This window comes from Bradyrhizobium sp. TM102, assembly GCF_009176685.1.
GTDB lineage: Bacteria > Pseudomonadota > Alphaproteobacteria > Rhizobiales > Xanthobacteraceae > Bradyrhizobium > Bradyrhizobium ottawaense.
This window is the reverse complement of the sequence record NZ_AP021855.1, coordinates 4,140,011-4,166,331: the sequence shown is the minus strand read 5'-3', so window position 1 is coordinate 4,166,331 and position 26,321 is coordinate 4,140,011. Positions and strand designations below refer to the sequence as shown.

At 64.3% G+C, this 26,321-nt stretch carries 28 protein-coding genes and 1 tRNA gene; 19 read left to right on the top strand and 10 right to left on the bottom strand.

All coding sequences use genetic code 11. The features are described 5' to 3' along the window. The first annotated feature begins 131 nt into the window (after window positions 1-131). Entirely contained in the window at window positions 132-350 is a 219-nt protein-coding gene (locus GDN70_RS19990; RefSeq protein ID WP_038970382.1) for a hypothetical protein, read from the top strand. Window positions 351-504: 154 nt separating this feature from the next. On the opposite strand, the gene glmU is transcribed toward GDN70_RS19990, so the two are convergent. Beyond that, the gene (glmU, locus tag GDN70_RS19985) at window positions 505-1,860 is read right to left on the bottom strand and encodes a bifunctional UDP-N-acetylglucosamine diphosphorylase/glucosamine-1-phosphate N-acetyltransferase GlmU (RefSeq protein ID WP_152102920.1); all 1,356 of its coding nucleotides are present in this window, start codon (window positions 1,858-1,860) and stop codon (window positions 505-507) included. Window positions 1,861-2,034: 174 nt separating this feature from the next. Here glmU and GDN70_RS19980 point away from each other — a divergent pair, with 174 nt between their 5' ends. From GDN70_RS19980 to GDN70_RS19965, 5 genes are all read left to right on the top strand, one after another. After that, a complete protein-coding gene (locus GDN70_RS19980) occupies window positions 2,035-3,426 on the top strand; it encodes a hypothetical protein (RefSeq protein ID WP_152102919.1) in 1,392 nt (463 codons plus the stop codon). Between the two features lie 177 nt (window positions 3,427-3,603). Continuing rightward, entirely contained in the window at window positions 3,604-3,861 is a 258-nt protein-coding gene (locus GDN70_RS19975) for a hypothetical protein (protein WP_028144544.1), read from the top strand. A gap of 231 nt (window positions 3,862-4,092) precedes the next feature. Continuing rightward, complete coding sequence (locus GDN70_RS19970) at window positions 4,093-4,533, top strand: MgtC/SapB family protein (RefSeq protein WP_018317958.1); 441 nt, start codon at window positions 4,093-4,095, stop codon at window positions 4,531-4,533. Window positions 4,534-4,608: 75 nt separating this feature from the next. Next, complete coding sequence (locus tag GDN70_RS35020; RefSeq protein ID WP_161966444.1) at window positions 4,609-4,764, top strand: hypothetical protein; 156 nt, start codon at window positions 4,609-4,611, stop codon at window positions 4,762-4,764. Between the two features lie 91 nt (window positions 4,765-4,855). Then, entirely contained in the window at window positions 4,856-5,236 is a 381-nt protein-coding gene (locus tag GDN70_RS19965; protein WP_028144543.1) for a hypothetical protein, read from the top strand. Here the strand turns inward: GDN70_RS19965 and GDN70_RS19960 are convergent. Further along, a complete protein-coding gene (locus GDN70_RS19960; RefSeq protein ID WP_028144542.1) occupies window positions 5,196-6,755 on the bottom strand; it encodes a beta-1,6-glucan synthase in 1,560 nt (519 codons plus the stop codon). The two genes, GDN70_RS19965 and GDN70_RS19960, sit on opposite strands and share 41 nt — an antisense overlap. 356 nt (window positions 6,756-7,111) lie before the next feature. Between GDN70_RS19960 and GDN70_RS19955 the strand changes: the two genes are divergently transcribed. From GDN70_RS19955 to GDN70_RS19940, 4 genes are all read left to right on the top strand, one after another. Then, window positions 7,112-7,705: a hypothetical protein gene (locus GDN70_RS19955; protein WP_038970384.1), complete on the top strand. Its 594-nt coding sequence runs from the start codon at window positions 7,112-7,114 to the stop codon at window positions 7,703-7,705. Between the two features lie 217 nt (window positions 7,706-7,922). Continuing rightward, window positions 7,923-10,589 (top strand): glycosyltransferase, encoded by a 2,667-nt coding sequence (locus tag GDN70_RS19950; RefSeq protein WP_028144540.1) that lies wholly within the window; start codon window positions 7,923-7,925, stop codon window positions 10,587-10,589. Between the two features lie 458 nt (window positions 10,590-11,047). Further along, window positions 11,048-11,123 (top strand) — tRNA-Lys (locus GDN70_RS19945). Window positions 11,124-11,206: 83 nt separating this feature from the next. Next, window positions 11,207-11,479 (top strand): hypothetical protein, encoded by a 273-nt coding sequence (locus tag GDN70_RS19940; RefSeq protein WP_131233203.1) that lies wholly within the window; start codon window positions 11,207-11,209, stop codon window positions 11,477-11,479. 1,485 nt (window positions 11,480-12,964) lie between these two features. On the opposite strand, the gene GDN70_RS19935 is transcribed toward GDN70_RS19940, so the two are convergent. Further along, on the bottom strand, window positions 12,965-13,204 hold the full coding sequence (locus GDN70_RS19935; protein ID WP_131233202.1) for a hypothetical protein: 240 nt from the start codon (window positions 13,202-13,204) through the stop codon (window positions 12,965-12,967). Between the two features lie 373 nt (window positions 13,205-13,577). Between GDN70_RS19935 and GDN70_RS19930 the strand changes: the two genes are divergently transcribed. From GDN70_RS19930 to GDN70_RS19920, 3 genes are all read left to right on the top strand, one after another. Next, window positions 13,578-13,772, top strand: coding sequence for a hypothetical protein (locus tag GDN70_RS19930; RefSeq protein ID WP_028144539.1), 195 nt, complete (start codon window positions 13,578-13,580; stop codon window positions 13,770-13,772). 156 nt (window positions 13,773-13,928) lie between these two features. Then, on the top strand, window positions 13,929-14,099 hold the full coding sequence (locus GDN70_RS35015; RefSeq protein WP_162832273.1) for a hypothetical protein: 171 nt from the start codon (window positions 13,929-13,931) through the stop codon (window positions 14,097-14,099). A gap of 465 nt (window positions 14,100-14,564) precedes the next feature. Next, window positions 14,565-14,807 carry a hypothetical protein gene (locus GDN70_RS19920; protein ID WP_028144537.1) on the top strand — a complete coding sequence of 81 codons (243 nt, stop codon included), beginning with the start codon at window positions 14,565-14,567 and terminating at the stop codon, window positions 14,805-14,807. A gap of 59 nt (window positions 14,808-14,866) precedes the next feature. On the opposite strand, the gene GDN70_RS19915 is transcribed toward GDN70_RS19920, so the two are convergent. Continuing rightward, a complete protein-coding gene (locus GDN70_RS19915) occupies window positions 14,867-15,535 on the bottom strand; it encodes a hypothetical protein (protein WP_028144536.1) in 669 nt (222 codons plus the stop codon). Between the two features lie 1,206 nt (window positions 15,536-16,741). Next, a complete protein-coding gene (locus tag GDN70_RS19905; RefSeq protein WP_038970388.1) occupies window positions 16,742-19,846 on the bottom strand; it encodes a DEAD/DEAH box helicase in 3,105 nt (1,034 codons plus the stop codon). A 791-nt stretch (window positions 19,847-20,637) separates the two neighbouring features. On the opposite strand from GDN70_RS19905, the gene GDN70_RS19900 reads away from it, so the two are divergent. After that, a complete protein-coding gene (locus tag GDN70_RS19900; RefSeq protein ID WP_028144534.1) occupies window positions 20,638-20,877 on the top strand; it encodes a hypothetical protein in 240 nt (79 codons plus the stop codon). 159 nt (window positions 20,878-21,036) lie between these two features. After that, complete coding sequence (locus tag GDN70_RS19895; protein ID WP_028144533.1) at window positions 21,037-21,321, top strand: hypothetical protein; 285 nt, start codon at window positions 21,037-21,039, stop codon at window positions 21,319-21,321. Between the two features lies 1 nt (window position 21,322). On the opposite strand, the gene GDN70_RS19890 is transcribed toward GDN70_RS19895, so the two are convergent. Then, on the bottom strand, window positions 21,323-21,715 hold the full coding sequence (locus tag GDN70_RS19890; protein WP_038970385.1) for an NUDIX hydrolase: 393 nt from the start codon (window positions 21,713-21,715) through the stop codon (window positions 21,323-21,325). A gap of 141 nt (window positions 21,716-21,856) precedes the next feature. Beyond that, on the bottom strand, window positions 21,857-22,936 hold the full coding sequence (locus tag GDN70_RS19885; protein WP_370092373.1) for an AI-2E family transporter: 1,080 nt from the start codon (window positions 22,934-22,936) through the stop codon (window positions 21,857-21,859). Window positions 22,937-23,086: 150 nt separating this feature from the next. Here GDN70_RS19885 and GDN70_RS19880 point away from each other — a divergent pair, with 150 nt between their 5' ends. The 3 genes from GDN70_RS19880 to GDN70_RS19870 all read left to right on the top strand — a co-directional run bounded on the left by GDN70_RS19880 (window position 23,087) and on the right by GDN70_RS19870 (window position 24,119). Continuing rightward, window positions 23,087-23,299 (top strand): hypothetical protein, encoded by a 213-nt coding sequence (locus tag GDN70_RS19880; protein WP_028144531.1) that lies wholly within the window; start codon window positions 23,087-23,089, stop codon window positions 23,297-23,299. Window positions 23,300-23,450: 151 nt separating this feature from the next. Next, window positions 23,451-23,678 (top strand): hypothetical protein, encoded by a 228-nt coding sequence (locus GDN70_RS19875; RefSeq protein ID WP_028144530.1) that lies wholly within the window; start codon window positions 23,451-23,453, stop codon window positions 23,676-23,678. A 138-nt stretch (window positions 23,679-23,816) separates the two neighbouring features. Next, window positions 23,817-24,119 (top strand): hypothetical protein, encoded by a 303-nt coding sequence (locus tag GDN70_RS19870; protein ID WP_152102918.1) that lies wholly within the window; start codon window positions 23,817-23,819, stop codon window positions 24,117-24,119. Between the two features lie 27 nt (window positions 24,120-24,146). On the opposite strand, the gene GDN70_RS19865 is transcribed toward GDN70_RS19870, so the two are convergent. The 3 genes from GDN70_RS19865 to GDN70_RS19855 all read right to left on the bottom strand — a co-directional run bounded on the left by GDN70_RS19865 (window position 24,147) and on the right by GDN70_RS19855 (window position 25,471). Further along, window positions 24,147-24,467: a hypothetical protein gene (locus tag GDN70_RS19865; protein ID WP_038949116.1), complete on the bottom strand. Its 321-nt coding sequence runs from the start codon at window positions 24,465-24,467 to the stop codon at window positions 24,147-24,149. Between the two features lie 161 nt (window positions 24,468-24,628). Next, window positions 24,629-24,847 carry a hypothetical protein gene (locus GDN70_RS19860; protein WP_028144529.1) on the bottom strand — a complete coding sequence of 73 codons (219 nt, stop codon included), beginning with the start codon at window positions 24,845-24,847 and terminating at the stop codon, window positions 24,629-24,631. Window positions 24,848-25,186: 339 nt separating this feature from the next. Beyond that, window positions 25,187-25,471, bottom strand: a complete 285-nt coding sequence (locus GDN70_RS19855; RefSeq protein WP_028144528.1) for a hypothetical protein — start codon at window positions 25,469-25,471, stop codon at window positions 25,187-25,189. 187 nt (window positions 25,472-25,658) lie between these two features. Here GDN70_RS19855 and GDN70_RS19850 point away from each other — a divergent pair, with 187 nt between their 5' ends. Next, window positions 25,659-26,246 carry a formyltransferase family protein gene (locus GDN70_RS19850; RefSeq protein WP_028144527.1) on the top strand — a complete coding sequence of 196 codons (588 nt, stop codon included), beginning with the start codon at window positions 25,659-25,661 and terminating at the stop codon, window positions 26,244-26,246. The last annotated feature ends 75 nt before the right edge of the window (window positions 26,247-26,321 follow it).

The window sequence follows — 26,321 nt, the reverse complement described above, 5'->3', positions numbered from 1 at the left end:
TTATTGCGGATTGAGACAGCATGGACCGCAACCTGAGCTTCGCCTGCGTCGAATTGGCCGGCCTTAGACAGCGCACGTTAACTTGTTGTCAATATGTTTGACCAACGATTCCGGTGCAGGAGAGCAAAGCCATGAAAGGCTCGTCCGACCGCAAAGGTCTGTCATCGATGTACTTGCGTGCCAGCGAGACCACGGGCACGCATTTGGCGCATTGGCCGCCGCCCCAGCGCGGCAAGGAAAGCAAGCCGGTCTTCCTGAAGCACGCTGAAGGCGAGCCGGCCAAACGCGCCAAGCCGCGCGGCTGGCGCCTGACCCGCGCGATCTTCTCCGAATTCGCCGACGACGAATAGCGCCTACGGACGAAGACCCTCATGGTGAGGAGCGCAAAGCGCGTCTCGAGCCATGAAGCCCCCGCATCTCGCCCGCGGCCCTCCTTCGAGACGCCCGCTTCCAGCGGGCCCTCAGGATGAGGGCGGCGTGTGCTGCGACACAACAGAATAGTGCCTATTTCTCCGGTTTCTTGCCGCCCGTCTTCAGCTCGCGATAGCGCGCAGCGCCGCCTTCGCGGATGGTCTGCTGGTTGCGCTCCAGTGCCATCGCATCGTCAGGCACGTCGCGGGTGATCACCGAGCCCGAGCCGATATAGGCGCCATTGCCGATTTTGACCGGGGCGACCAGCGAGGAATTGGTGCCGACGAAGGCGCCCTGCCCGATGATTGTCTTGTGTTTCTTGAAGCCATCGTAGTTGCAGGTGATGGTGCCGGCGCCGATGTTGGAATTGGCGCCGACGGTGGCGTCACCGATGTAGGAGAGATGATTGACCTTGACGCCGGCCTCCAGCGTCGCCGCCTTGGTCTCCACGAAATTGCCGATGCGCGCGCCGTCGCCGAGCGAGGTGCCGGGCCTCAAGCGCGCATAGGGGCCGATCGAAACGTTCTTGCCAAGCGTGGTCTGCACGATGTGCGAGAACGAGTGGATCACGGTGCCGTCGGCGATCGACACGCCGGGGCCGATCACCACGAAAGGCTCGATCATCACGTCCTTGCCGAACAATGTGTCGGCGGACAGATAAACGGTCTCGGGCGCGATCAGCGTGACGCCGGCCTCCATCGCCGCTTTCCGCAAGCGCGCCTGCATCACGGCTTCGGCTTCCGCAAGCTGCGCCTTGGTGTTGATGCCGCGCACTTCATCCTCGCTGGTCTCGATCACCACGGACTCCCATCCCTGCTTGCGGACGATTTCGACCGCGTCGGTCAGATAATACTCGCCCTTTGAATTCGCATTGCCGATTTGCCCGAGGATTTCGAGCGCCCGGCGCCCGTCGATTGCCATCACGCCGGCATTGCACAGATCGATCTTGCGCTCCTCTGCGCTGGCATCGGCCTGCTCGCGGATCGCGACCAGGCGTTCGCCCTCGACGATGAAGCGGCCATAGCCGGTGGGATCGGCGGCGCGAAAGCCGAGCGCGGCGATCGCCGCGCCCCTGGCGAGCGGCGCGCGCAGCCGTGCAAAGGTCTCGGCCGAGATCAGCGGCGTATCGCCGAAGGCGATTAGGAGATCGTCCACGCCCCGCGCGATCGCCTCGCGCGCCGCCAGCACCGCATGCGCGGTGCCGAGCCGCTCGGCCTGCACGAAGGTGAGCGCGTCGGGCCGGATGCGCTTTGCCTCGTCCGCGACCGCCTGGTGATCGGGGCCAATCACGACCGCGAGCGAGGTGCCGGTTCCCTGGGGTGCCGCGGCGAGCACGTGGGCGAGCAAGGTCTGGTGGGCTACCGGATGCAGCACTTTCGGCAGGTTCGATCGCATGCGCGTGCCTTCGCCGGCGGCGAGCACGATCGTGAGGCTGGAACGGGCGGTCATCGAAATCCTGTCAGATACGGCCGAATCAATTGGCGCGACGGGCGGGCAGCCACCCTCAAAAGCTCTTGCCTTGCTACCCCCGCAAACGCCCGGAATTCAAGTGCGACACGCTTTTCCTGTTAATGTTCCCTGATTGATTCGGGGAAGCCGGACAGGGCTGGGCACTTAACGTTCATGGCAAAGGATTCCGACCCACTGGCGGATGCCTTCGGCACCAAGGAGACCGGCGGGCTGTTCTCCGGACTTGTGGCCGAGGAAAGCGCGTTCGACCGCCGCATGATGTGGCGGCTGGGCTCCTGGGGTGTGGCAGCCGTAGGCGCCGTCGTCATCGCGGTGATGGCCAATCAGGCCCAACTCGGCTGGCGGCGCGACCAGGTTGCGTCCGCCGATCTCGCGCGCCAGGCAGAGCGGCTCCAGGCGCTGGCCAAGGAGAGCCAGAACGAGGCCCGCCGGCTTGCGGCCGCCATCGAGACGCTGAACACGGATCGCGACCGGCTCTATTCCCGTGTCACCGTGGTCGAGCAAGGGCTCGATTCCGTCACCGGCGCCATCGCCAAGCAACCCACCGCACCACCGCAGCCCGGCAAGCCGCAGGATGCCACGCCGACGGCGCCCAGCGTCGCGCCGGTCGCTTCGACCCCCGCCTCCGCCGGCGACAAGCCCCGCACCGAGGCCGCCAAGGACACGCCCAAGGACACGCCCAAGGATACGGTCACGGTCAAGGATACGCTCAAGGAAGTTGCAAAGGAGCCGTCGAGCCTGCCACCGCAGACTGCCGCCGCCGCCTCGCTCGTGCAGCAGCCGCTGGCAACGACTTCGGCGTTGCCGACCATACCGCTGGTGCCGTCCAAGTCGATCATGGCGCCGCCCGATCCAGCCGCGTCGAAATTGATTCAACCCGAGACAAACGAGAAGGCCGCCGAGAAGAAAGTCGAGCCGGCGCCCGCCCCGACCGAAGTCGTCGCGACAGCCGCGAAGGCACCTGAGGCAGCCGAGAACGAATCCCCCGCCATCGCGGTCCAGCAGACGCGTTTTGCGATCGACCTCGGCGGCGCCAATTCGATCGACGGCCTGCGCGCGCTCTGGCGCGGCCTGAGCAAATCCAATCCGGAAATCGCAGCACTGCGACCGATCATCATGATCAAGGAAGGCAACACCGGCCTCGGCATGCAGCTTCGCCTGGGTGCCGGTCCGCTGGTCAACGCCGCCGCCGCCGCAAAATTCTGCGCGAGCCTCGCGGAGAACGATCGTCACTGCGAGACCGCCGTCTTCGACGGCCAGCGCCTCTCGATGCGCGGCGGATCGGAGAAGGGACAAGAGAAGTCCCAGGACAGAGTTCAAGAGAAGAACTCCGAGAAGAACCAGGACGCGGTCCCGCAAGCCGAAACCGCGCCCGCGCCGAGTGCAAAGCCCGAGAAGCCGCAGCGCCGCCGCAGCTACTCCTCCAAGCGCTCGTCGAAGCGCGAAGAGCCCGCGCCCCCGCCTGCGGCGCAGCCCGCGCCGGCGAAGCCGGAGACCGCGTCTGCGTCCGCGGGATCGACGCTGTCGTCGTTCTTCAGGCGATAAACATTGCACCTGAACGGGCGGTGAATGCCGGCGTGTTTTTGCGCGCGCCGATGAACCTAAATTTCGGTCCGAGAAGAGAAACCACCCGCCAATTGCCAAGTTGTCCCGGTCGTGAACCGGAGCGGCCGATGTGAGAAATCACGCGCGCCCGCCTCCATGACCTCGGGAGAAACCCACGTGAAGACATTGATCATCGCAACGGCCGCGCTTCTGGCGGCATCTCCGGCGCTTGCGCAAACGACGAAATCGCCGGGCGCCTCGAGCAACGCGCCGGGTCAGCAAATGCACAACACAAAGAAGCCTTCGACGGGACCCGGCGCGTCCGAGTACGCCCCTGGTCACCAGACCAATACCACCAAGGGACCGGGCCACTCGGAGAGCGCGCCGGGACAGAAGATGCAGACCACCACGGGCTCGAACACCAGCAAGAAGTGATGGTGCGCGGTCGCGTTCTACTCTGGCAGATGGCGTCGACCAGGCTGGTCGGCGCCATCGCCTTGTCGAACGGCGGCTCGCGCTGCCTGATCGCCGATGATCGCTCGGAGTTCGCGGGCATGCGACCATCGGACGCTTGGATCTCAGCGGCTCTTTCTCACCAAGTTGGCGTTTAGTCCCGATCTGCCGGGCGCACGCCAAGCGTCCGTCTCCCGAAACGCACGAGCTTCGATGAACGAACTGGATGATGTGCTGAGGCTTCTCGTCGCGGCGGGAACAGGGCTGCTGATCGGCATCGACCGCGACATGAACGACAAGCCGGTCGGAATGCGCACCCTGGCGCTTGTCGCTCTCGGCTCCGCGCTGGTCTCGATCTCCGTGATCGAGTTCCAGAATCTGCGTGACCACCCCGATGCGATCTCCCGGGTCATTCAGGGCGTCGTTGCCGGCGTGCTGACCGGTGTCGGCTTCATCGGCGCGGGCGTCATCCTGCACGACGCCAAGGCGAAGACCGTGCACGGCCTCACGACCGCGGCAACCGTCTGGATTGCGGCGGGCCTCGGGATTGCCTGCGCGCTCGGAGCCTGGCTGCTGGTCGCCGCAGCGATCGCCGTCACGCTGCTCGTGCTGTTCGTTCTTGGCTGGGTCGAGCGCCGGCTGGGATTGAAATAGCAAACATACCAAATGATACGGAAGAGGTCCGCGTAAGGCGGCAGTATCCGCGACGGATTTTGATTCGGAGCGGAGATGACGGACGCGAAGTTTCTGCGGGAGCAACTCGCGTTGATCCGCGAGCTGGCCGAGCAGGCGGACCCCTACATCAGAAAACGCCTGCTTGCATTGGCTGAGAAATACGAGCGACGGCTCGCGGACCAGAATCGGGCGACGCAAAGCCGGCTTTGACGGCCCCTCGCGCACGTCGTGGGCGAGCCGGATCAACAGAAACATCGCCTGCCCTGTTGCCTGCCCGCGCCATCACGACCATATTGCAGCCATGACAAAAAAGCCCTTCCGCCTCTCGCCCTACCAGGTGCAGTTCCTGATCGTCGTCGGTTTCGCGTCCGTCGGCTATGCGCTCTATCTGCGCTACCTTGCGATCGAGCTGTCGCAGGTCGCTCTCACCTGCGACGCCGGGCTTCAGACGATGATCTGCAAGGCGCGGTCGGTCTCGACGGTGCTGTTCAAGAATTCGGTGTTCGGCATCGTCGCGCTGGTGGTTGCGACGCTGAACCTGATGCGGCCGTCGATCGTGCTGCTCACCGTCGGCATCATCGCCGCCGGCCTCGGCATCGTGCTCTACAATGTCGTGCTGTCGGGCCTGGCGATCGGCCTGTTCATTCTTGGGTTTGCTCGGCCCGCGCCCGCCACAGCGTGAGCGCGAACAACAGATAGATCGTGCAGGTCCACAGCGACTGCCAATTGTCGCGGCCCTCGTTGAACAGCACGAACACCGCCGACAACGCGAGCACGCCCGCGAACACCGATTCCGCGATCGGACGCTGGCCGATCTGCGGCCGATTCAGCATCAACAGCGCGAACGGCACGACCGCCATCGTCAGCGCGGCGTAGGGAAAATCCTTGTAGCGCGGGTCGAAAACGAAACCGAGCGCAGTCGCGGCCGCGATCACGGCCGTCACCGCGAGCGTCAGGCCGAGCACCGCGGTGAGCTTCGACCATTTTCGGCCCTCGCGCGGACCGAGCAGATCGAGAAAGGTCGGAAGGCTGCGGCCGATCACCATCGCCTGCGCGCAGAAGATCGGCGACAGGATACCGCCCGCGAGCAGCGCGCCCCAGAGCAGCCAGCCGCCGATGCCGTAGCTCTCATAATAAAGCTTGTCGGCGCCGATCCCGAGCAGGCTGCCCGCCGTCGTCGCCGAGATGGCGACGCCGAGCCAGGCCGAGAAGCGCGGCGTCCACGGCCGCCGGCGCAACGTGATGAGCGCAACCGCGAACACCAGCACGGAAAGGCCCATGCCGGCGCCCATGTACCATTTCCAGTACGGGAAATTGCTGATCGGCTCGCCCGGCGGATATTTCAAGCTGCGGCGCACCGAGTCGTACAGGCCCCAATAGCCGCCGACGGTGCCTTCCAGCTTGCGCTTCCACGGCTGGTCGTAGGACTCGATCAGATTGACGCGAAACTTCTGCGCCTTCGCCAGAGCCAGGATTTCCGAGACCACCCGCGCCTGGTTGGTGCGTGAGGGCAGCGCGCCGTCGCGCATGCGCCCCTCGCTCGGCCAGCCGGTCTCGCCGATCAGGATTTCCTTGCCCGGAAACGCCACCGCCATGCGCTCGCGGATCGCCTCGACATGGGCGGAGGCGAACTTCGCCTTCACCGGCATATCCTCCCAATAGGGCAGGATGTGAATGGTGACGAAGTCGACGGCGTCATAGACCTCGCGGTTCTTCAGCCAGAATTCCCAGACGTCGGCATAGGTGACGGGCACGCTGACCTGCGTCTTCACCAGGCGAATGATCGAGACGAGGTCCGCCGTCGTCATCTCGCCGCGCAGCAGCACCTCGTTGCCGACGATGACGGCGGTGATGATCGCGGGGAATTCCTTGGTGAGACGAATGGCGAGCGCGGCCTGCTCAAAATTCTTGGCTCGGTTGCTGGAGAGCCAGATGCCCTGCAGCACTTTCAGCCCGCCGACCTTGGCGGCGATCGCCGGCACCTGGTCGAGCCCGTTCTCCAACGAATAGGTGCGGACGCAGTCGGTGATCTCCTTGAGCTGGCGCAGGTCCTGCTCGATCTGCTCGGCCTCGATATGGGTCCACGCGTTCAGCGGCGTCTGCTCGCCGCGGAACGGCGCGTAGGAGACGCATTGGACCTTCTCGGCGGGATCGATCGGGGCGCGCGCGAGCGTGATCGGCGTCGCCAACCACCACCACACGGCAGCAATCGCACCCAGTGAAACGAGCAGAAGCGCCAGTGGCGTACGAAGTGAAATCGGTTCCGTCCTCCGCGAAGGGTCCGTCGATTACCTGCTTGCACGCCGTCTGCCAAGGGGGTGTCCAAAGAGGGTGTCCAAATGCCGATCCACTCTCAAGGATCCGCGCCTGCCCCAAAGGAATGGGGCTGCGGCTGTTCGACCGGGGCCTAGCATCGTGACTTTGCTGGACAAAATTCCAAATACAGGTCATGGACTCGGAAAGACTTTTCCGCCGCATTGGAGACCCATTTGGACGCCATCACCGGCGCGTCCGCGGGATCCTGACGCGGACGGCCAGCGGATACATTGGGGAATTCATGCGGCAACGGGTGTTCGAGTCACGAAATGCGGTCCTGCGGCAGTTCGCCGCCACCTTGGCCGTCTCCTGCCTTCTTCTCGTTCTCGCCGGTCTCGGTGGCGCTTCCGCCCAGAGCGGCACGCCCGCGCCGGACCAGGGCAAGGCCGCCGCCCAGCCCGCCGACGCCGCCAAGGATGCGGCCCAGAACCAGCGCCGCACCGACGAATTCGCCGAAGCGGCCCAGGTCATCAGCGGCCCGGCCGGCAATCCCGAATGCGTGTGGCTCGGCCGGCGCGTGGTGCGGCTGATGTGGCGGGATGACCTCGATACCGCGTTCCGCCATCTCGACCTCTATGACCGCTTCGGCTGCCCCGGCGGCCACATCCAGGCGGCCTTCCGCTGCCTGACCCGGTTCGGCGGCCAGATCGATCCCAAGGTCGCCGAGACCCTGGACAGCCGCGTGCATGCCTGCTGGATCAACCCGGCGGCCCAGCCGCAGCAGGCGGCGGCCGCAGCGGCACAGCCGGCCGCTCCCGCGGCCAACAATGCGCAGCCGCAGCCGGCCGCCAGCCCATCGCCCGCGGCAAGCCCGACACCGGCGCCCCAGAAATAGCCGCGATCGTTTCAGCTGTCGTTCAGAAACGATCGGCCATAGACGCGGTTGGCACCGCCGCGCGTCGTTCGAAAAAGGCCATGCCCTCATAAGGACATGAGGCCATGACAGTTGTGAAACCGTGCGACGGAGATATGCTCCCTTTGCCGCGGACTTGGTCGGATCTCGGGGGCGGATCCGCTTCCCTGCCCCCTCAGCCCCTTTTGGTTTAGCCGCGATGCGCGTTGTCGCCGCCGTTTTGTTGCTCGTGTCTGCGCTTCACGCAGGGCTATGGGGAGTCTTGCGCGACAAGGAACCCGCGCCCGACTTCAAGGGCCTGTTGCCCAGCGTCTCCTACGCGCCGTTCGAGGGCTCGGCCCACCCCGACATCGACAACATCCCGACCGTCGAGAAAATCCGCGCCGACCTGAAGACGCTGTCGACCATGACGCGCGCGATCCGCCTCTATTCGTCCACCGGCGGCGTGGAACTGGTGCCGCCGATCGCGGCCGAGTTCGGCCTCAAGGTCACCGTCGGCGCCTGGATCGACAAGGACAAGGATCGCAACGAGCGCGAGATCAAGGCCGCCATCGAGCTCGCCCGCAAGAACAGCAACGTCGTCGGCGTCGTCGTCGGCAACGAGGTGATCTACCGCGGCGAGCAGAAGGTCGAAGACCTCATCGACATGATCAAGAAGGTGAAGGGCTCGGTCCGCGTGCCCGTCACCACCGGCGAGATCTGGAACATCTGGCGCGACAATCCCGACCTCGGCTCCAGCGTCGATTTCATCGCCGCGCACGTGCTGCCCTATTGGGAAAACTTCCGCTCCGACCAGGCGGTCGACCAGGCCGTCGACCGCTACAATCTCTTGCGCAACCTGTTCCCCGGCAAGCGCATCGTGATCGCCGAGTTCGGCTGGCCGAGCCAGGGCTACAATTTGCGCAACGCCGATCCGGGTCCGTTCCAGCAAGCCCTGATCCTGCGCAATTTCGTCAGCCGCGCCGAAGCCATCGGCATGGAATACAACATCGTCGAGGCCATCGATCAGCCCTGGAAATTCTTCGAAGGCGGCGTCGGTCCTTACTGGGGCATCCTCAACGCCAGCCGCGAGCCGAAATTCGCCTGGACCGGTCCGGTCGAGAACCCCGACTATTGGAAGCTGATGGGCATCGCGCTCCTGGTCGGCATCCTGCTGTCGCTGCCGATCCTGCGGATTGAAAAGCCGACCGCGAAGCAGGCCTTCCTGCTGTCGGCGACCGCCAACGGCGTCGGCGCCTGGGCCGCGACCGTGTTCGCGTTCTGGAACAGCCATTACTTCATCATCGGCTCGGCCTTCGCGCTCACGCTCGGCATGATCCTGCTTGTGCCCCTCGTCCTCATTGCGATGGCGCGCATCGACGAGATCGCAGCCGTCGCCTTCGGCCGGTCGCCGCAGCGGCTGCTCAGCAAGGGCAAGCCGGTCGAGAACGTTCCCGAGAATTACTGCCCAAAGGTCTCGATCCACATCCCCGCTTATTTCGAGCCGGTCGAGATGCTCAAGCAGACGCTGGATGCGCTGTCGCGGCTGAACTATCCGAACTACGAATGCGTGGTCATCATCAACAACACGCCGGATCCCGCGTTCTGGCAGCCGATCCAGGACCATTGCCGCGCGCTCGGTGAACGCTTCAAGTTCATCAACGCCGAGAAGGTGCAGGGCTTCAAGGCCGGCGCTCTTCGGATTGCGATGGAGCGCACCGCCGCCGATGCCGAGATCATCGGCATCCTCGACGCCGACTATGCCGTCGATCCCGACTGGCTGAAGGACCTCGTGCCTGCCTTCGCCGATGCGCGTGTCGGCCTCGTGCAGGCGCCGCAGGAGCATCGCGACGGCGATCTGTCGATCATGCACTACATCATGAACGGCGAATATGCCGGCTTCTTCGACATCGGCATGGTCCAGCGCAACGAGGCCAACGCCATCATCGTGCACGGCACGATGTGCCTGATCCGCCGCGCGGCGATGGACATGGCCGGCGGCTGGTCGTCCGACACGATCTGCGAGGATTCAGATCTCGGCCTTGCGATCCAGGAGCTCGGCTGGACCACCCACTACACCAACCACCGCTACGGCCAGGGCCTCCTCCCCGACACCTACGAGGCCTTCAAGAAGCAGCGTCACCGCTGGGCCTATGGCGGCCTCCAGATCGTCAAGAAGCACTGGCGCTATTTCCTGCCCGGCAAGAGCCGGCTGACGCCCGACCAGAAGCGCGAATATGGCCTGGGCTGGCTGAACTGGCTCGGCGCGGAAAGCCTCGGCGTGGTCGTGGCGCTGCTCAACCTCGTCTGGGTGCCGATCGTCGCCTTCGCCGACATCGCCATTCCCGACAAGATCCTGACGCTGCCGATCATCGGCGCCTTCATCGTCTCGCTGGCGCACTTCCTGTCGATGTACCGCGCCCGCGTCGCCATCAAGCCCGGCCAGATGCTGGGCGCCATGATCGCGGCGATGAGCGTGCAGTGGACGGTGTCGCGCGCGGTGGCGCAGGGCCTCATCACCGAGCACATCGCCTTCGCCCGCACCTCCAAGGGCGGCCTGTCCCGGATGTCGATCGAGTTCCAGGCGTTCTGGGAGGCCGTGATCGGCACCCTGCTCCTGATCGGCGCGGGCGTGCTGATCGCCACCAACAGCTACCGCCAGATCACCGAAATCTACATCTTCGCCGGCGTGCTGGTGCTGCAAAGCCTGCCGTTCCTGGCCGCGGTCGCCATCGCCATCCTCGAGCTCAGCCGCATCAACTCGTTCCAGTTCTGGCGCGACAGCGCGATCCGTACCGCCGAGCTGATCGGCCTGCGTCCGGTCGCGCTGCCGGCCCCCGGCACGCCGCAGCCGGTGCCGAACGAGGTGCGGCGGGAAACCCAGTGACGGGCTGAGGTTCGCTTGCAGCCCTCCTTCGAGACGCCTGCCTCCGGCGGGCACCCTCAGGATGAGGTCGAGCCCGCGGCGAGATTGCCGAACCCTCATGTGAGGAGTCCGCCAAAGCGGGCGTCTCCGGACGATGCTCCGCATCGCCGGGCGAACCATGCGGGCCGAACTCTTCCGGCGACCTCCCGCACTTCAGCGTGGATGACGGCCGCCATTCAGGTTGAAACTCCCCGCCTAACCAGCGGAGTTAGCAAGCAAATCCCCGCCCCTGCCGCGACTTTCGGCAACCACCCTCGCTATTGACCTCAGTGCCCCATCCCCCTACACAGCGCGAGCCGAAAGCATGATCCGGAAACAGCCGGTTTTTCCCCGCGACGCCAGCTTAAGCGCAGCGGCAAGACATGCTTCTCGAATGTCCGACCACGATGGCGATCTCTTTAAGCCATCAGCGGCCATGGGAGCGCGTAGCTCAGCCGGTAGAGCACGTGACTTTTAATCACGGGGTCCTGGGTTCGAGCCCCAGCGCGCTCACCAAAGGCCGGATCGACTGCTTAGCCGACAAGACCAACCGAACCGAAAAGCTCTGTGTGGGCCCCGTGTTGGCGAATCGATTGCGCGTGAACATGAAGAACATTCCTGCGGAGTTTAAGGACATACCCGCGACGGTTGCGCGTTATCTCGACGCGTGGGCGCAATCATCACGGAGGCACGCGGACGGCCGAGCAGTGAAGATCATGTTCGGCAAGATGCGCGAGATGGGCTTGCAGGGCGTCGTGGTCTACCGCCACTGCGGCCATCACGTAGCGCTGAGCGCCGATCGCTGGCCTGATGATGTCCGCCTGTCTGATATCGAGCCGCGCTTTGTCTACGCTGGCTGTGGCAACCGCTGAGCCGATGAGGCCCGGCAAGGCCGATGGTCCGCCTATCGCGGATGACGCGCAATCCCCGGCATAGGATCGCTTCGCGTTGTCCAGGCTCCGCGATCATCCCACCCTGATCTGGTTAAGATTGTTCATTCCCTTGCAGGGGAAAATTTGCCTCTGTGCGCCTTGATGTGGCTCGCCGTCAGGAGGCTATGGAGGCGTATAGCGATGGGACAAACGACCCGAATTTTGAAGCGGGCAAACGTCCTGCCCGATCTCCTGAAAATGCTTCAGGAGCTCGAGGAGCTGAGAGAAAGGGTTCGGCTCGCCGAGGCCGCCCGCGTGTTGCACTAGACCTACGCGAAAAGTCCGCATCCCCTTCCGGAGGGCGCTTTGGCGCGTCAGTCCCACAGCCCGAGAACACGGTCTCCGAGCGGAGTGTCGTTCCATCTCGACATGCGCTGACGTCTAGCGACAGCGGGTTTCAAAAAATCGCACTTTTCTGTCGCTGGTCCGTACTTGCCGCTGTAGAAGCGCACCCGACCGGGGACTTCTGACCTGCTAATTGCGCTTGAGCAGAGCTGAGAAGCACCTCCCCCTGCGACCTCGTCGCGCGCGAACTTCGGAAGGTAGCGCGGCGTGAGGCTAAAAACGCAATCGACGTCTCCGGACTGAGGAATGTACAATTCGACGACGGCCGGTCGCGATTTCGACGCCGAGCATGGTTCGCGCTCTAGTTCATGCGCAATAGAGCTCTGGTAGCTGGTCGCCGCAAACGAGCGTGCCAGATTCCGATAAAAACCCCAGTAGTCGCCCCGAGATGAACTCCCCGCAGCATCCGCCTATTGTGCCCTACCCCTTCAGGCATTTTGGCGATGGTCTGCGCAGCGAAAGACAGCCCGCCCGTTCTGATCTGCTCCAAGTGCGGACGGCCGATGACGTTCTTGGCGACGCTTCCTGCCATCCTCAATCTGCCTGCAGTCCATGCTTTCCAGTGCCGCCCCTGTCTGCGCGTCGACACCATTCCGCTGGCATAGCACTCGGCGCCTAAGTCGGTTTGAGCTCTTGCAAAACCCGTCACTCGTTGCGATCAGCGCCGCTGCGATCCGCCATCGGTTATCGGAGCAATCCTCAAAAGGCAGCGAAGTGGCCGACCGACTTGCCAGCGATGGGTTTCGCAAGTGCTACACCCGTAACGCGCCAATCCGAATCTCTCGAAGCTCAACCTGCTCAAGCCGTGCAACGCGTGTGCAACGCGAAGATTATCCCCGCCTTTATAAGGCGGGAACGGCACCATCTCTGCCAAGTTATCCCGCTACCGGAGGTAACTGAAGGAGGTAGACATGCCGGTATTCATACTCTGGGCCGTCCCTACGGTGCTCGTCATCGGCGGCGTCGGCTACTATTTTCTCCGCGTAGTTCACTAGTTGAGTATTTTGGCCACGCTCGAATGCTGATGACGGTTGCCAAAGTCTAGCCGGCATTGGCATTGCCGGAAGCCCGGCGTCGACGTCATTGCCCGACGCTGGGCGGCCGCGCCAGGCGCCTCTTTGGCCGATCGGATTTTGCCGACGATGATTTGAGTTTAGCAGTCCGGTGGATTGATGCGGCCGGTTTGCGGTCGGCGCTACGCATCTTTTGCATTTGCTCAGCCGCGATCACGCGGGAGCGCAGATTTTCTAACTCGGAAAGCCCGGAAGCAAGCTCGTCGAAACGCTGTTTCAGCACAGCGGCGTGATCACCAGTGCCCATTGTACGCCCCCTGGGCTACTCGAAGATCGACCGAGACAACCGGGAAAACTATGCAAATCGGAAATGCGGTGGCGAGGGGACAGTTCCTATTGAAAGTGCCGCGCCGTAGGCGCGGGCGTGCGCTGCAAAAGGCTCAACGCCCCCTATCGCGAACGCGCAGAAGGTCAGATTCACGGGGGATCGAGCGGGCTCCATTGCCAGTGACGGCCCCGGCTGTGGGGGCTTCTGGGGTGGAGGCCGGGGCCGCTGGAGGTGCCTGGACCTTTTGGGAAGGGCCGAAGCAAGCGTAGACTAGGAAAAAGCGGCAATCACTTCTGTTCGCTTTCGTACATTGCCTGTACCATTCCATTTGCGGGGAACGGAGCAATTGCCGATGAAGGACTATCTCGTCCAGATCGAGAAACTTCGGAAAGATGCGGCCGAATGCGCCCTGATCCGCGATTTGGCAACCGATCCAGGCAAGCGCGAATTGTTCGACCGGCTTGCAAGCCACCTCACGGTCCTGGCTGACCAAGTTGAAATGGCCATGCTCGAGCGGAAGACCGCGACTGCCCCGTCTCGGCCCTAGAAAGGCGCGCCGCTTATTGAAAGACACGCCTGCGGAAGGCTGCGCCTGCCGATGCTGCGAGATTTTCTGAGCTCGCCGTTCGCCCAGGCCCGCCCCCAAAAACCCGCTGACAACCCGCCGGAAACGTGTAGGATTCACCAAAACCGGAGGAACGGCATGTTTGAAATCAACGGTTTCGACACGGCGGGCGTCGTCAGTCTCAAGCGGCTGTCACTCGCCGCCGCCCTCAAGAAAGCCAAAGAGCTTACAGAGGACGGGTGCTGGGACGTTCGGGTCGTTGATCCCGCCGGCCGGATCTACACCTCGTTTGAAGAGCAGGCCGCCTAGCCGCCCCGCCATTCGAGCCATCACCAGCCTCCGCTTCCGCGGCTATCCGCCTCGGCCGACGTTTGACGAGGCGTTGTTCAGCCAGCGCAGCGTTGCATCGTCGCTCCAGCCAGGGACGGCAAAGCGCGCCGGCGGAGTTGCATTCGCGCGGGGCCGGTCCACCGCAGGATGGCGTGCGCGGGGGTGATGCACCGGCGCGGCGTTTGCGGAGGTGCACAGCGCCAGCAACAGACCCATGGCAATAAGAGCGCGCATCGCAGCAACTCCAATCGAGCAATCGCCCGCTGTCATCTGATGCCCGATCGGCTCACCACAACCGATTGCGGCTTCACAAGCAGGAGAGAAGCGCGGGCACCTGCGCTGGTGCAAGCAGCTCGCAACTGCCGCGCGCCATGCCATTGCCAGTCAACTCGTTTGGGAGCAGGCTCTCTCGAGGCGCTCAAGACGCCGCACAGGGAGCGAACCATGAAGGAACACGGCCTGGATGGCCGCCACCGCGACAAGGATGGCGCGATCGGCAAGAAGCACGGCAACACGCTGGTCGGCACGTTGCGCAAGATTTACGGAAGAGGTTTTGCGGCCGGCTATCCCGATACGACTGAGCTCAGCGAGGTCCTGCTTCAGCTGAACGAGACGTCGCTGAGCCAGTTGCGTCGCGATCACGACACCGGGCATCTGCAGCACAAGATCGACCACGCCGCGAAGTGACGGACTGTCGGACCTGACGGCCAATTTCGGCTCGACTCGGTCAATCCGGAAGTTGGTCGTCAGCTTTCCGGAGCAGCCGTCGCAGCCGGCACAGTCAGCGGGGCGCCTCCGACCGAAACGGGACCCAGGGGCTTTGCTTCCCGAACCATCCGCTTGCGCATCGCGGCGGACAGTCCGTAGCGCGCATGCGCTCGTCGGATGGACGAGGTGACGTCCGACGTCGTCGTGTTTTGCAGCGCATCGATCTTCGCCATCAACGTGGACAGCTGCGACGAGATCTTCCTCACGTCGACCCGCTCGTCCGTGATGCTCTGCCGCAGCGACAGCAGCACCATCGAATCCTGCTGCAGCATAACCGAGTTCTGGTCCGTTGCCTGATTGGTCTGTTGCAGTAACGCGGTGTGTTGCCGCTGGGCCGCCTGAATGTCCTTCAACGCAGCGATAACGGGATCCGGCTTTGGTTCGGACGCCTCCAAACGCGGAAGCAGCTCAGCCAGCCTGCCGACATTCAGCGAACTAAAATCGGAAGGCGATGTGTAGATCGCCGCCGCGCCGTTGATGGCCAGGGCACAGACCGACAGGGCCAGGACCGATTTCCGGCTGGACCGTTTGATCAGGGCTGGAGCTTCGGAGATTTCGGGTTCGTCCGCTGCTGCGGCGGCTGCAAGTGCTGCAGCGTCGAGTTCCTCGGCGAAGCTTTGCATTTCGAAGGTCGTGGTCATTTGCATTGACCCCAGTGAGCGAGCAACAGGAAACCGCCCCTGGACCGTCCTCGCGACGACCCCTTGTACGCAGCACCCTTACACAACTGTCAAAAATTGTGAGCATTTCCGATTAATTCCACGTTAGCGGCCGAGCACGCCGCCCCCGGCCGACTACGGGGGACCGTGCGAAGAGGAGGCGCTACGCTGACATTGCCGTAGGGTCGGCAAAGCGAAAGCGTGCCCACCGCTTCGATCGCCGGGGCTTGGATGCATGGTGGGCACGGCGCTTTGCGCCTTTGCCTACCCTACGGCAGCCGTTCCTAAGTCCGCATCCCGACTAGCGGATTTCCCGAAGATGGCATCATGCCACCGTTTTGCCCGACAAAGCAAACGGGCGTTGCCGCCGGATTCAAAACACCTTGCGCCAGCAGCACTTAGCTACTGTGCATGGGGTTGTTTTCGCATTTTGATGCGCTCTCCCCTCATCGAGCACTCGGAACAGCTCCTCCATCCGCTCGCAGATTACAAATCTGGTCCTATCGGGCTCGTAGCGCGTTTGCGCGACAAAGTCGTTCGCCGCTCGACCTGGGCCTTGGCATCCAGCACCTTGTCTCCAGCTCGTGCGGCTCGCTGCTCTGAAAGGGTCGAGCCTCTCCCTGCCAGACCAACCGAACCAACGCCGCTGTTTCCCTGAGCCTGTGTTGCCGGCCGGAATCTGTTTTGGGAGGACGCCGAACCAGTGGCCGTTTGATCCTCATTGCTCGTGCCGCTCCCAATCGCGCCGATCGGCAGGCCATTTTGAGCGTGACCAGCCCCGGCATTTCTCGCGGCCTGAGCTGCCGCCCGCGACCTTGCGGGCGTGGCGGGCTGAACGTTCGGATTGGTCGGTTGGCTGTTGGTGCCCAGATCGCCGCCGGCGGCGCTGTCCTTTGTCCCCATCCCCGCGGGTGCGGAAGGACCTGCATTGCCCGCACTCGTCCCCATTCCAGAAGGCGCCGAGCCGCCAGCGCTACCCGGCCCGGTTCCCATGCCAGCTCCTGCCGACCCGGCATTTGCGCCGCCTGCTTGCACCAGGGCCAACAGACACGAGCTTGCGACAATCGCGATGATTGGAGGAATGGCATGTGACATCGGACAATCTCCTTCGCCACGCCCCAACTGACTATAAGGGTGGAACAGGGATTCCGCTACGAATTCGCAGTTGTTCGCGCTGACGAACGCGCGAGCCCCTCACCCCTCGTCCAGGACCTCGAACAACTCCTCGACCCGCTCGAATGGTGCATCCTGCATCTTGGCGTAATGGACCACGCGGTCGCCGTCGCGTTGAAGCGACCTTCCCTTCGACTTCCGCAAGCGTCCGGGCAGGAACGTCGCGGCCGCAGCTTCAGGCCCGACGTCGAGGCGGATGATACCTCTGCGCTTGCACTCCAGCCTGAGCCTGGCTGCGGCGAAGAAGTCGCGCGCGACCTTCGGCAACGGGCCGAAGCGGCGGGAGGTTTCCTCTTCGAGGTCTTCGAGGTCGTCTTCGTCCGTGCATCTTGCCGCGCGCGCATAGAGCTCGAGCCGCACCGGCTCGGACTGCACATAGGTCTCGGGCAGCATGTCCGCGACCGGCAGGTTCAGGTCCGGCACCCACACCGCCTGCCCCTCATCGAGCTTCTCCGAGGCCATCTTCAGGAGGTGGCTGTAGAGCACCGGCCCGAACACCTGGACGTGGCCGGATTGCTGCTCCGAGAACAGGTCGCCCGCGCCTCGCAGATCGAGGTCGCGCTCGCTGATGGCAAAGCCGGCGCCGGGCCGGCTGAACTCTTCGAGCACCGCCAGCCGCTTCTCGGATTGTCCGGACTGCGTCTCGGTCAACAGATGAGCGAAAGCGCGGATGCCGCCGCGGCCGACGCGCCCGCGCAGCTGATGCAGCTGGGCGAGGCCGAACTTCTCCGGCCAGCAGACCACGATGGTGTTGGCACGGGGGATGTCGAGGCCGCTTTCGACGATGTTGGTCGCGAGCAGCACGTCGGCCCTGCCCTCGACGAAGCTCATCATGCGGTCGTCGATCTCGTCGGCCGCCAGTCTCCCGTGCAGGCAGACGATGCGCAGGTCCGGCGCCACTGCCTGCACCCGCGCCAGCATCGGATCGAGATCCTGGATGCGCGGACAGATCAGGAAACTCTGGCCGTGGCGGCGCTGCTCACGCAGCAGCGCGGAGGCGATCGCCGCATCCGACAGCGGCGCGATCCTGGTCGCGACCGGCAGACGGTGCACCGGGGGCGAAGCGATCACGCTGAGGTCGCGGAAGCCGGCCAGGCCCGCGGCAAGCGTGCGCGGGATCGGCGTCGCGCTCATCATCAGCACATGGACATTCTTGGCGAGGCCGGACAGCTTGGCCTTCTCGGCCGCGCCGAAATGTTGCTCCTCGTCGATGATGACGAGGCCGAGATCGTCGAACCTGACGTCCTTGCCACCGAGCGCCTGCGTGCCGATCACGACCTTGATCCGGCCGCTGCGCAGTCCCTCCTTGGTCTCGCGCAGCTCCGCGCCCGAGGTTGCCCGCGACAGATTTCCCACCTCGATGCCGAACGGTGCAAATCGCTTCTGGAACGTTGCGACATGCTGCCGTGCCAGCACGGTCGTCGGCACCGCGATCGCCACCTGCTTGCCCGACAGCACGACGGCGGCCGCCGCACGCAGCGCTACCTCGGTCTTGCCAAAGCCGACGTCGCCGCAGATCACCCGGTCCATCGGGTGACCGGACGCAAGATCGTCCAGCACGTCGGCGATCGCCTTGGCCTGGTCGGTCGTCGTGAAGTAAGGGAAACGCGCGACGAACTTCTCGTAGGCCGAGCCCGGCGGAACCAGCTTGTCGCCGCGCCGCTTGCGGCGCTGGCTGATGTGCTTGGCCAGCGCCTTGCCTGCCACCTGGATTTCGCGCTCGGCCTCACCGCGGCGGGCCCACCACGTGCTGCCGTCCGCCTTGTCGAGCGAGAGCTTGCCGAGCTCGGCCGCGTAGGGCCACATCAGGGCCAGATCGGGCGGCGGCACCAGGACCGCATTGTCGCCGGCGAACTTCAGGCGGATCATCTCCCGCATTGCGCCGCCGCCGGTGTTCACGGTCTGCAGGCCGTCGAGCACGCCGAGGCCGCGCTGGAGATGGACGACCACCGTACCCTGCTCGGGCACGTCGGCATGGTCGAAGGCCGCGCTCCAGGCGCGCGCCATCGGCTGCGGATGATGCGCCCGGCTGCCGAGCACGTCGGACGCCGTCACGACGACGAGAGGCTTCTTCCCCGGCATGACGAAACCGGCATCGAGATCGGCCAGCAGCGCTGCCTCGCCGCTGCGCCCGCGCGCCGCGTCGTCCCAATCTTCGCAGCGCGGCGCCTTGAGGCCGCTCATCCGCTCCATCACGCGCAGATCGTCCTCATGCGCTGCGGCGAGGATCAGTCGCGATCCGGCCCGGCGCGTCTCCTCGACGAAGGCACGCAGCGCCTTCCGGGAGGATGTCAATTTCGAAAACTCCGGGATGGTCTGGAAGGACGACGCGCGCGGCAACACCTTCATCCCCCGGGAGAGCTGCTTCCAGTCGCGCCGTCCGAGATATTCGCGCTCACGTTCCGCACGCGGCGCGGCCTCCTCGATCGTGTCAAACCAGCCGTCGGCATGCATCGGCACGCCGGCATCGGCAATCCATTTGGCGCGTCCGCAATAGTCGAACAGGTTCGCGCGCTTGCTGCGTTTGCCGGCAAGGCCAAGCCGCTCCGACATGGGATCGACGACAAGCTCCTTGGTCTCGAAGATGATCCTGTGCTCGTTCGGATCGAACGCCACGATCCGCCTGATCGCGCGATCCGAATGCTCGATCCGGAACGGCCCCAGCGCGCCGGCGGGAAAAATCTCGAAGGTCTGGCCGTGAAACAGCGCCCCACCCGGATAATCCGGCTCGTCATCGAGATCGTATCCGAGGGCTTCAAGGCGCGTCTCAAGATCCTGTTCGGAGAACGTGCCGCCCACCTTCAGGCTCACGCTCAGGCGCGACAGGCTCGCCGGCAGCGGCAGTCGCTCCATCACGGCTTCCGCCGTCGAGACGAGAAAGAGCGGCTTCTTGGATTTTGCAAGGCGCCTGAGAACGGAAGCTCTGCGCCCCGCCAGCTCGTGCGACGGCTCGAGCTGATCGAACGGCAGAGTGTTCAAGCGCGGAAATACCAGCACCTCACAGGAGGGGTCGAGCGCGTGAATGACACTGCCGAGCCGCTCCGCCCTGTTCTCGCTCTCGGCGAGAAAAACGATGCCGCTGCGTCCGGACTGCGTCCATTGGGCAAGCAGATGGAGTGCCAGCACGCCGAGCGGCGAAGAGGACGAGATCGCAGTGCGCTGCGCATCTTTGCTCTTCCTTGGCAGCGCCTTGCGTGGCGACCTCTTGTTCGCCGTTGTCTTGTTCGGTGACGTCTTGTGCGGTGACGCCTTCTTCGGCGGCGTCTTGGCCACCCGCGCCTTTTTGGTAAGCCTCACTTGAATCCGTTTCTGGTCGTAAGCCGTCGTCAACTGAACGCCAGCCGCCCTCATTCCGATTCGGCGACTTCTCGCCTTGCATATGGGATTTGCCCGATGAACGCACGCCTGGTGGCAACGTTCGGCGCGGCGCCGCGATCCCGACAATTTGGCTGTTGATCGAGCTCGGGCCGGAACTAGCGCGGCGCGAGATCTGCGTCTGTCGATGCGACGCTTGGCGCGATTGTAAACATTCTGCGCCCGGAGAGAAACGAAAAACCCCAGCGCTTGGAGCCACGCTGGGGCGTTTCGAGCAAAATGAACTGGTCAAGCAATGACGTCTTCATAGCAGCGATTTCACCCCGCGCTTGTGAACTGGTTCACATGTTGCGGCAAACAAACGACCCCGGTGAACCGAGGTCGCCAACCTTTGTGGGGAAGGTTTTCTCGCGGCCCGGGGGCTTTGGGGACTTAGGGATGGGCCGCGAGCCTGGATTCGACGCCTGCAGCGCCCAGTCGTTCCAAAGCCGCCGCTGGAGGTTCGCCCGCGCGGCCAATCGCGCCGGAACGGGGTACCGCGCTCCCCCGGTTTGAGCACGCCCCCGCCGCGCGCTAGGATGCCTTCTTTTACGGAGGCTCATTTGAAACCAATCTTTTTCATTGCCGCCATTGCACTGCTTGCGACGGCTCCCGCCCGCTCACAGCCGCTGGTCGATCCCAACAAGGTTGCTCCCGAATTCCGCGAGGCGGCCGAGAAGCGCCGGGCCGAGCAGTTGCGCCAGCGCGAATGCGCGCTGAAGGCGGATCTCGAGAAAGTGCTGCCCAGGGATCGCACCGCCTTTCTCAACCAGTGCCTGGACACGATGGCGGCCAAGCAATAGCGGCTGACCGTTTTCCAACCGGCCTCTTCCGCCGCCGGCCGCGGCCGATGGCGCTTGCCCGCGCGATCCGCGAGCATCCGACCACGAAGGCATTCAAGCTTTCTTCAGACATTTGGGATCATCTGACGATCCATTTCCCAAAATCATTGTTGTCCGCGCATGAGTTCGGTCCAGATTCAGTGCACGCGGTGCAAGAACGTGTTTCGCGATCGCGCCGGGCGGTTGCAGGACGGCTATTCCAGACAATGTCCGAGCTGCGAAGTGGTGCTGTTCTTCGCCGAGGATTCCCAGCATCCCTTCGTCAAGCGCGCGATGCGCGATGCGCGCAAGGTCCGCAAGGAGATGCGCGAGGCCGAGGCCGCGAAGCTGGCGGCGCCCGAACCGCAGGGGCAGCAGTCGAGGAGGTTCGCCGGACGAACACGATCGGCGGGACGCGAGGACTAGCTCACCGCCGCTTCTGCTTCCTCGGAAACAGGCGGTCGCGGATATAGCGCGAGGTCGGCGTCAGACGGATGCCGCGCGGCTTCTGCCAGGCGGCGCGGTCGATCTCCTTCTTGTCGCCGATCGCCAGCCTGCCTTTAGCCGTCTTGGCAATGAAGATCGCGTCGCTCATCTTACGACCGGAGCGCTTGTTCCTCGCCGTCACTTCCTTCCAGAGGCTGATCCTGCCGAGCTTCAGCTTGGGCAGCTCCTCCCTGATCTCCCGCCGCAGGCAGTCCTTGTCGGACTCTCGCGCGCGCTTGCGGCCGCCCGGGAACATCCACAGGCCGTCCGACCGGCGTCTGACCAACAAGACCTTGCCGCGCCGGGCGGCTACCAGTTTGGAAGACTTCGCCATTGCTGCCGTCATTGAAACCAGAATCGTCCCGATCGTAACTTGTCTAGTCGAACAGACAAGTTCCCGGCACGTTTTGATCACAGGCCGCGATCCGTCTGGTCCTGGCGGCACGGCGGAAAGATCGCGCCGATCGAGGCAAGATCAGCCCTCGGCCGCTCCCGCCCGATCCTCGGTCCTGATCCAGGCCATCATCATCTCCCAGGCCACCGACAGGATGATCGGCCCGATGAACAGGCCGACGATGCCGTGGGCCAGCGTGCCGCCGATCACGCCGACGAAGATCACGATAGTGGGCGTGGTCAGGCCGCGCCCCATCACGAGCGGCTTCAACATGGTGTCGAGGAAGCCGACCACGACGAGAAACACGGTGAGCAGCAGCGCCGTGGTGACATCCTTGGCGGTCCAGATCCAGATGATGACAGGCAGCAGCACGAGGAAGGCGCCGATCTGCACGATCGAGAGCAGCAGCACGATGAAGGCGAGAAGGCCGGCGCTCGGCACCGCGGCGAGCTTGAAGCCGATGCCGGCGAGCAGCGCCTGCACGATCGCGACGCCGATCACCCCCTGCGCCACGGCGCGGATGGTCGCACCCGCGAGCGACAGGAAATGCTCGGTCTGCTCGGGCACGATGCGAAACAGGAAACCGCGGCTGGCCGCGACCAGCCGCGGCCCATGTGGAAACAAAAAGCCGGCCACGAACACCGACACCAGGAACTGGAGCGTGCCGACGCCGGCATCGCCCGCGAGCGAAAGCAGCGGGCCCGCCAACGGCTGGAGATACGGCGCCACCTCGCGTACCACCGCGCGGACGTTGGTGTAGGCCTGGTCCCAGAGCTCGTAGAGCAAGGGGCCGACCAGCGGCCACGATTTGAGCTGCTCGGGCGCGGCCTGAAGCGCCAGATCGCCGGTGCCGAGCTGATGCGCCAGCTCACGCACGCCGTCCACCGCGCTGATGCCAAGCCAGGTGGCCGGGCCAATGACGATACCGAGCGTGATCAGGGTCAGGATCACTGCTGCGGTCTTGGGCCGGCCGCCGAGGATTTTTGCGACCCAGCTGAAGGCCGGATAGAACGCGACCGCGAGCACGCCGCTCCAGGCCAGGATCGGCACGAACGGGCGGATGATCAGGAAGGTCCAGATGATCAGCAGGGCGAGCAGGCCGAGCCGGATCACGAGCTGGATGACATCCTCTCCCGTCAGGAGCTGACGGAGACTTTTCACGGGCACTGCTTTCCTTGCGGCATGAACGCAACTTCCGGTGCTTGCGAGGTCCAGCCGTTATTGCCAGCAACGCATCCGGCGTCAAGGCGACTGGAACTGCTCGGGGCCACGATTAGGAACACATCGGGGCCATCCCGCATTCGAAAGGCGATGACAGACCCTCCCGGAGAATCCGATGCACGCGCGGGAATGCACCGCGGCATCCGCTATTCCCTGAGGCCGAACGCCGCGCCGGGCTATTGGCAATATGCCTATGCGATCGGCGCCAGGGTCCGCTCCGGACGGGTGCAAGGCAGGCTGCGGCAGCTCGCGGTCAGGCGGGTGCAGATGCGCATCGACCGGGATATGCGAAGCGACAGCTGATCCGGCTGCGAGGTCGCGCCGATCTCGCATGGCCCGCGACGGCGGCCGGGCGTGGCTAACGCCCGTTAACCGGATTTCCCTGCCCTGGTTTACGCCGCTGCAAATGCCCATGACTACCGTGGGTCGAGGACAACAAAAAGCATTCCGTCAAATGGCCAACAGCATCTGGACGATCGAAGAATTCACCTGTGCGGGTTGCGGCATGAACTACACCGCGACCAGGGAAGAGCACAGCGAAGCCCACACCGGCAGCTTCAAATGCAGCATCTGTAGCGGCGTGGTGCACGCCTGGTCCGGCAAGCATCATTTCTTCGGCTGGCAGGCGGTGAAGACACGGCCGCCCGTGTTCGGCAGGCGCTGGGCCGACGTCGAGTGGTAGGCAGTCCACGGCGCTGTGATTGCGCCGCGCCGGTCATCCTGGACGGACCGGGATCGGCCGAATTGCACCGGAACCGTTTGGACTCCGTTCACCGATCGCCGCTAGATCAGGACGGATCCTCCGCGCCGAACAGCAGACATGGCCGATCTCAACGCCGTCCTTACCAGGCTCAACGACCGCCTGCTCCGCCTCGAGGGCGAGCTGTTCGTGCTGCGCTCGCTGGCGCGCGCGACGCTGACGGCGGGCGACGACCATGCGGCGCGGATGCGCAAGCTGGTCGAAGCCGCAAAGATCGCGCTCGACGACGAGGCCAAGCGCCCCCTCGACAAGCCGACACGCAAATATGTCGATGCAGCCACCGCGCTGGTGGAGGAATTGCTGGTCGAGCCGACCCCGGCTCGGCCGCTGTTCACGGTGATCGACGGCGGCCGGAGCGACTGAGCGCGACCGCCTCAGCTCGGCGATCGATTACCGCCCGTACATGCCGGGCGCGCGTGCGCCGTTCGGAAAGCACTGTCCGCGCGAATAGTTGTAATCGTAGCCGTGCGGACAGAGGCCGCCGCCGCGTTGGCGTCCGTAGTATTCGTGCGGCCCGGGATTCCGCGTGTAGACACCCGGCGCATGATAATCGTTGGGGTAGCAGCGGCCGTTCGAGTGGTTGAAATCATAGCCGTCCGGGCATCGTCCGCCCGGAGCAGCCCTGAACTGAACTTGCTCCACCATGGGCTCCGGCGATGCCGCAGGCACGGTTGCAAAGGCAAGCAGGCCGGCCAGCGCAAGCTCGATCATGACGTCTCCTCCAAATCACGGGGACAAGCCTAGCAGGATTCGTGTCCCACGAAACAACCCGGGGATTGAGACATGGCCGGCCTGAACCATGCATGAACCGGCCTCCGGCTGCGACGATGCGTCGTCCCCACGCCACGCGAGAGCCCGCCTCGCCGCCCCCGCTAGACCGGGCTGGAATTTTCCGCCTTGAGCCGGCTGAGGCCGGCCTCGATGATCGCGATCTCCTCGTCGATCTGGCCGATCGGCAGGCTGAAATCATAGCCGGACCTGCTCTTCAGATCGACCGCGAGCCGCTGCCTGTGCATCATCAGCTCGTCGAGCCCGCGCCGGTTCTTCAGCCGCACATAGCTGTCGACGATCTGCTCAATTGCGCTCGGCATGAAATCTGTCCCGGCGAAAAAGGCCCGCGCGGCGCACAAAGGCCGGCGGGACATTTTCGGTGTCGCGGTACGCAATACAAATCCGCGACGGATTCGTCGATACGCCAGGCTGGTTGAGATCGTGTTACCATTCGATGATTTCGTGATGGGTGGCACGAAAAGGCCGCTGGCGAATACGCCAGCGGCCAAAGCCGGGTTCGAAAACGGATGCGGGTTGAAATGTCGCCAGCCCCGGTGGGCGCATGTCTAGCAGCCGGCCGCGAATACCTCTGTTAAAAACCAAACACAGGAACCGGTTTTATCGCCTCCTTGCCGGCCTGTCGTGGCCGCGCGGCAACGCTAGTCCGTGACGCAGAAATAGGTGCGCGGATATCTGCGATAGGCGCCGTAGCGATAATACGGCCGGTAGGCATAGCCGCGATAGAGCGCCGGCGGCTCCTCACCGTAATAGGCACCGTGATAGAAGTTGGTGACCGTCCCTCCGGCGCAACGATAGGCGTCCCAGGTCGGCCCCATGAACGGCGCGACCCCGGTCTCCGGCGGCACGGCCGGGTACGGCCCGCCGGCATGAGCCGGAGGGGCTACGATCAGTGTCGCGAAAAGGAAAAGCCAGGCGCCTCGCATGCACTCGCTCCCGAGCCGTGCAATGCAGGTATGGAGCACTGGAACGGCCGCCTGCGCAATCGCGAAATGCGTCGCGTCCCGCGCCGGCACATTGTTGATAACCGGCGCAAACGCTGCGCGGGTGGTGACAGGGCGTCCGGACGTGTTATCGGGGGATGACGCAGTTGCGAGACCGGATCGGACACCCATGCGCATTACCCTCGTCGGCTCCCGCCATTTCGGCGTGACCACCCTGAACATGCTCCGGGAGCACGGCGTCTCGGTCGTCCGGGTCGTCGTCGCCGATGCCGAGGATCGGCTCGCCGCGACCGCCAAGGCGGCCGGTATCGACGTCGCGGTCCAGGCCAATCCGAAGCTGGTGGTGGCCTCCGAGATTGCCCCCGATACCGACCTGATCATCACGGCGCACAGCCACGCCCGGATCGGCAAGGACGCGCTCGCCGCCGCCAAGTTCGGCGGGATCGGCTATCACCCCTCGCTGCTGCCACGCCATCGCGGCAAGGCCGCCGTGGAATGGACCATCAAGGAAGGCGATCCGATTGCCGGCGGCACGATCTATCATCTCGCCGACCGCATGGACGCCGGCGCCATCGCCGCCCAGGACTGGTGCTTCGTCAGGAAGGGCGAGACCGCCCGCGAACTCTGGGAGCGCGCGCTCGCTCCGCTCGGCCTCAAATTGCTGGCCGACGTGATCGATTATGCCAAGGTCCACAAGGCGCTGCCGTCCAAGACTCAGGACGAGCAGTTCGCGACTTCTGCACCGAGTCTGTCCTGACGTTTACCCTTAACGTGAGGGGGCCTTGATTCCGCTTAGAAAATCGGAACCGGGAACGCAAATAAACCATTGTTT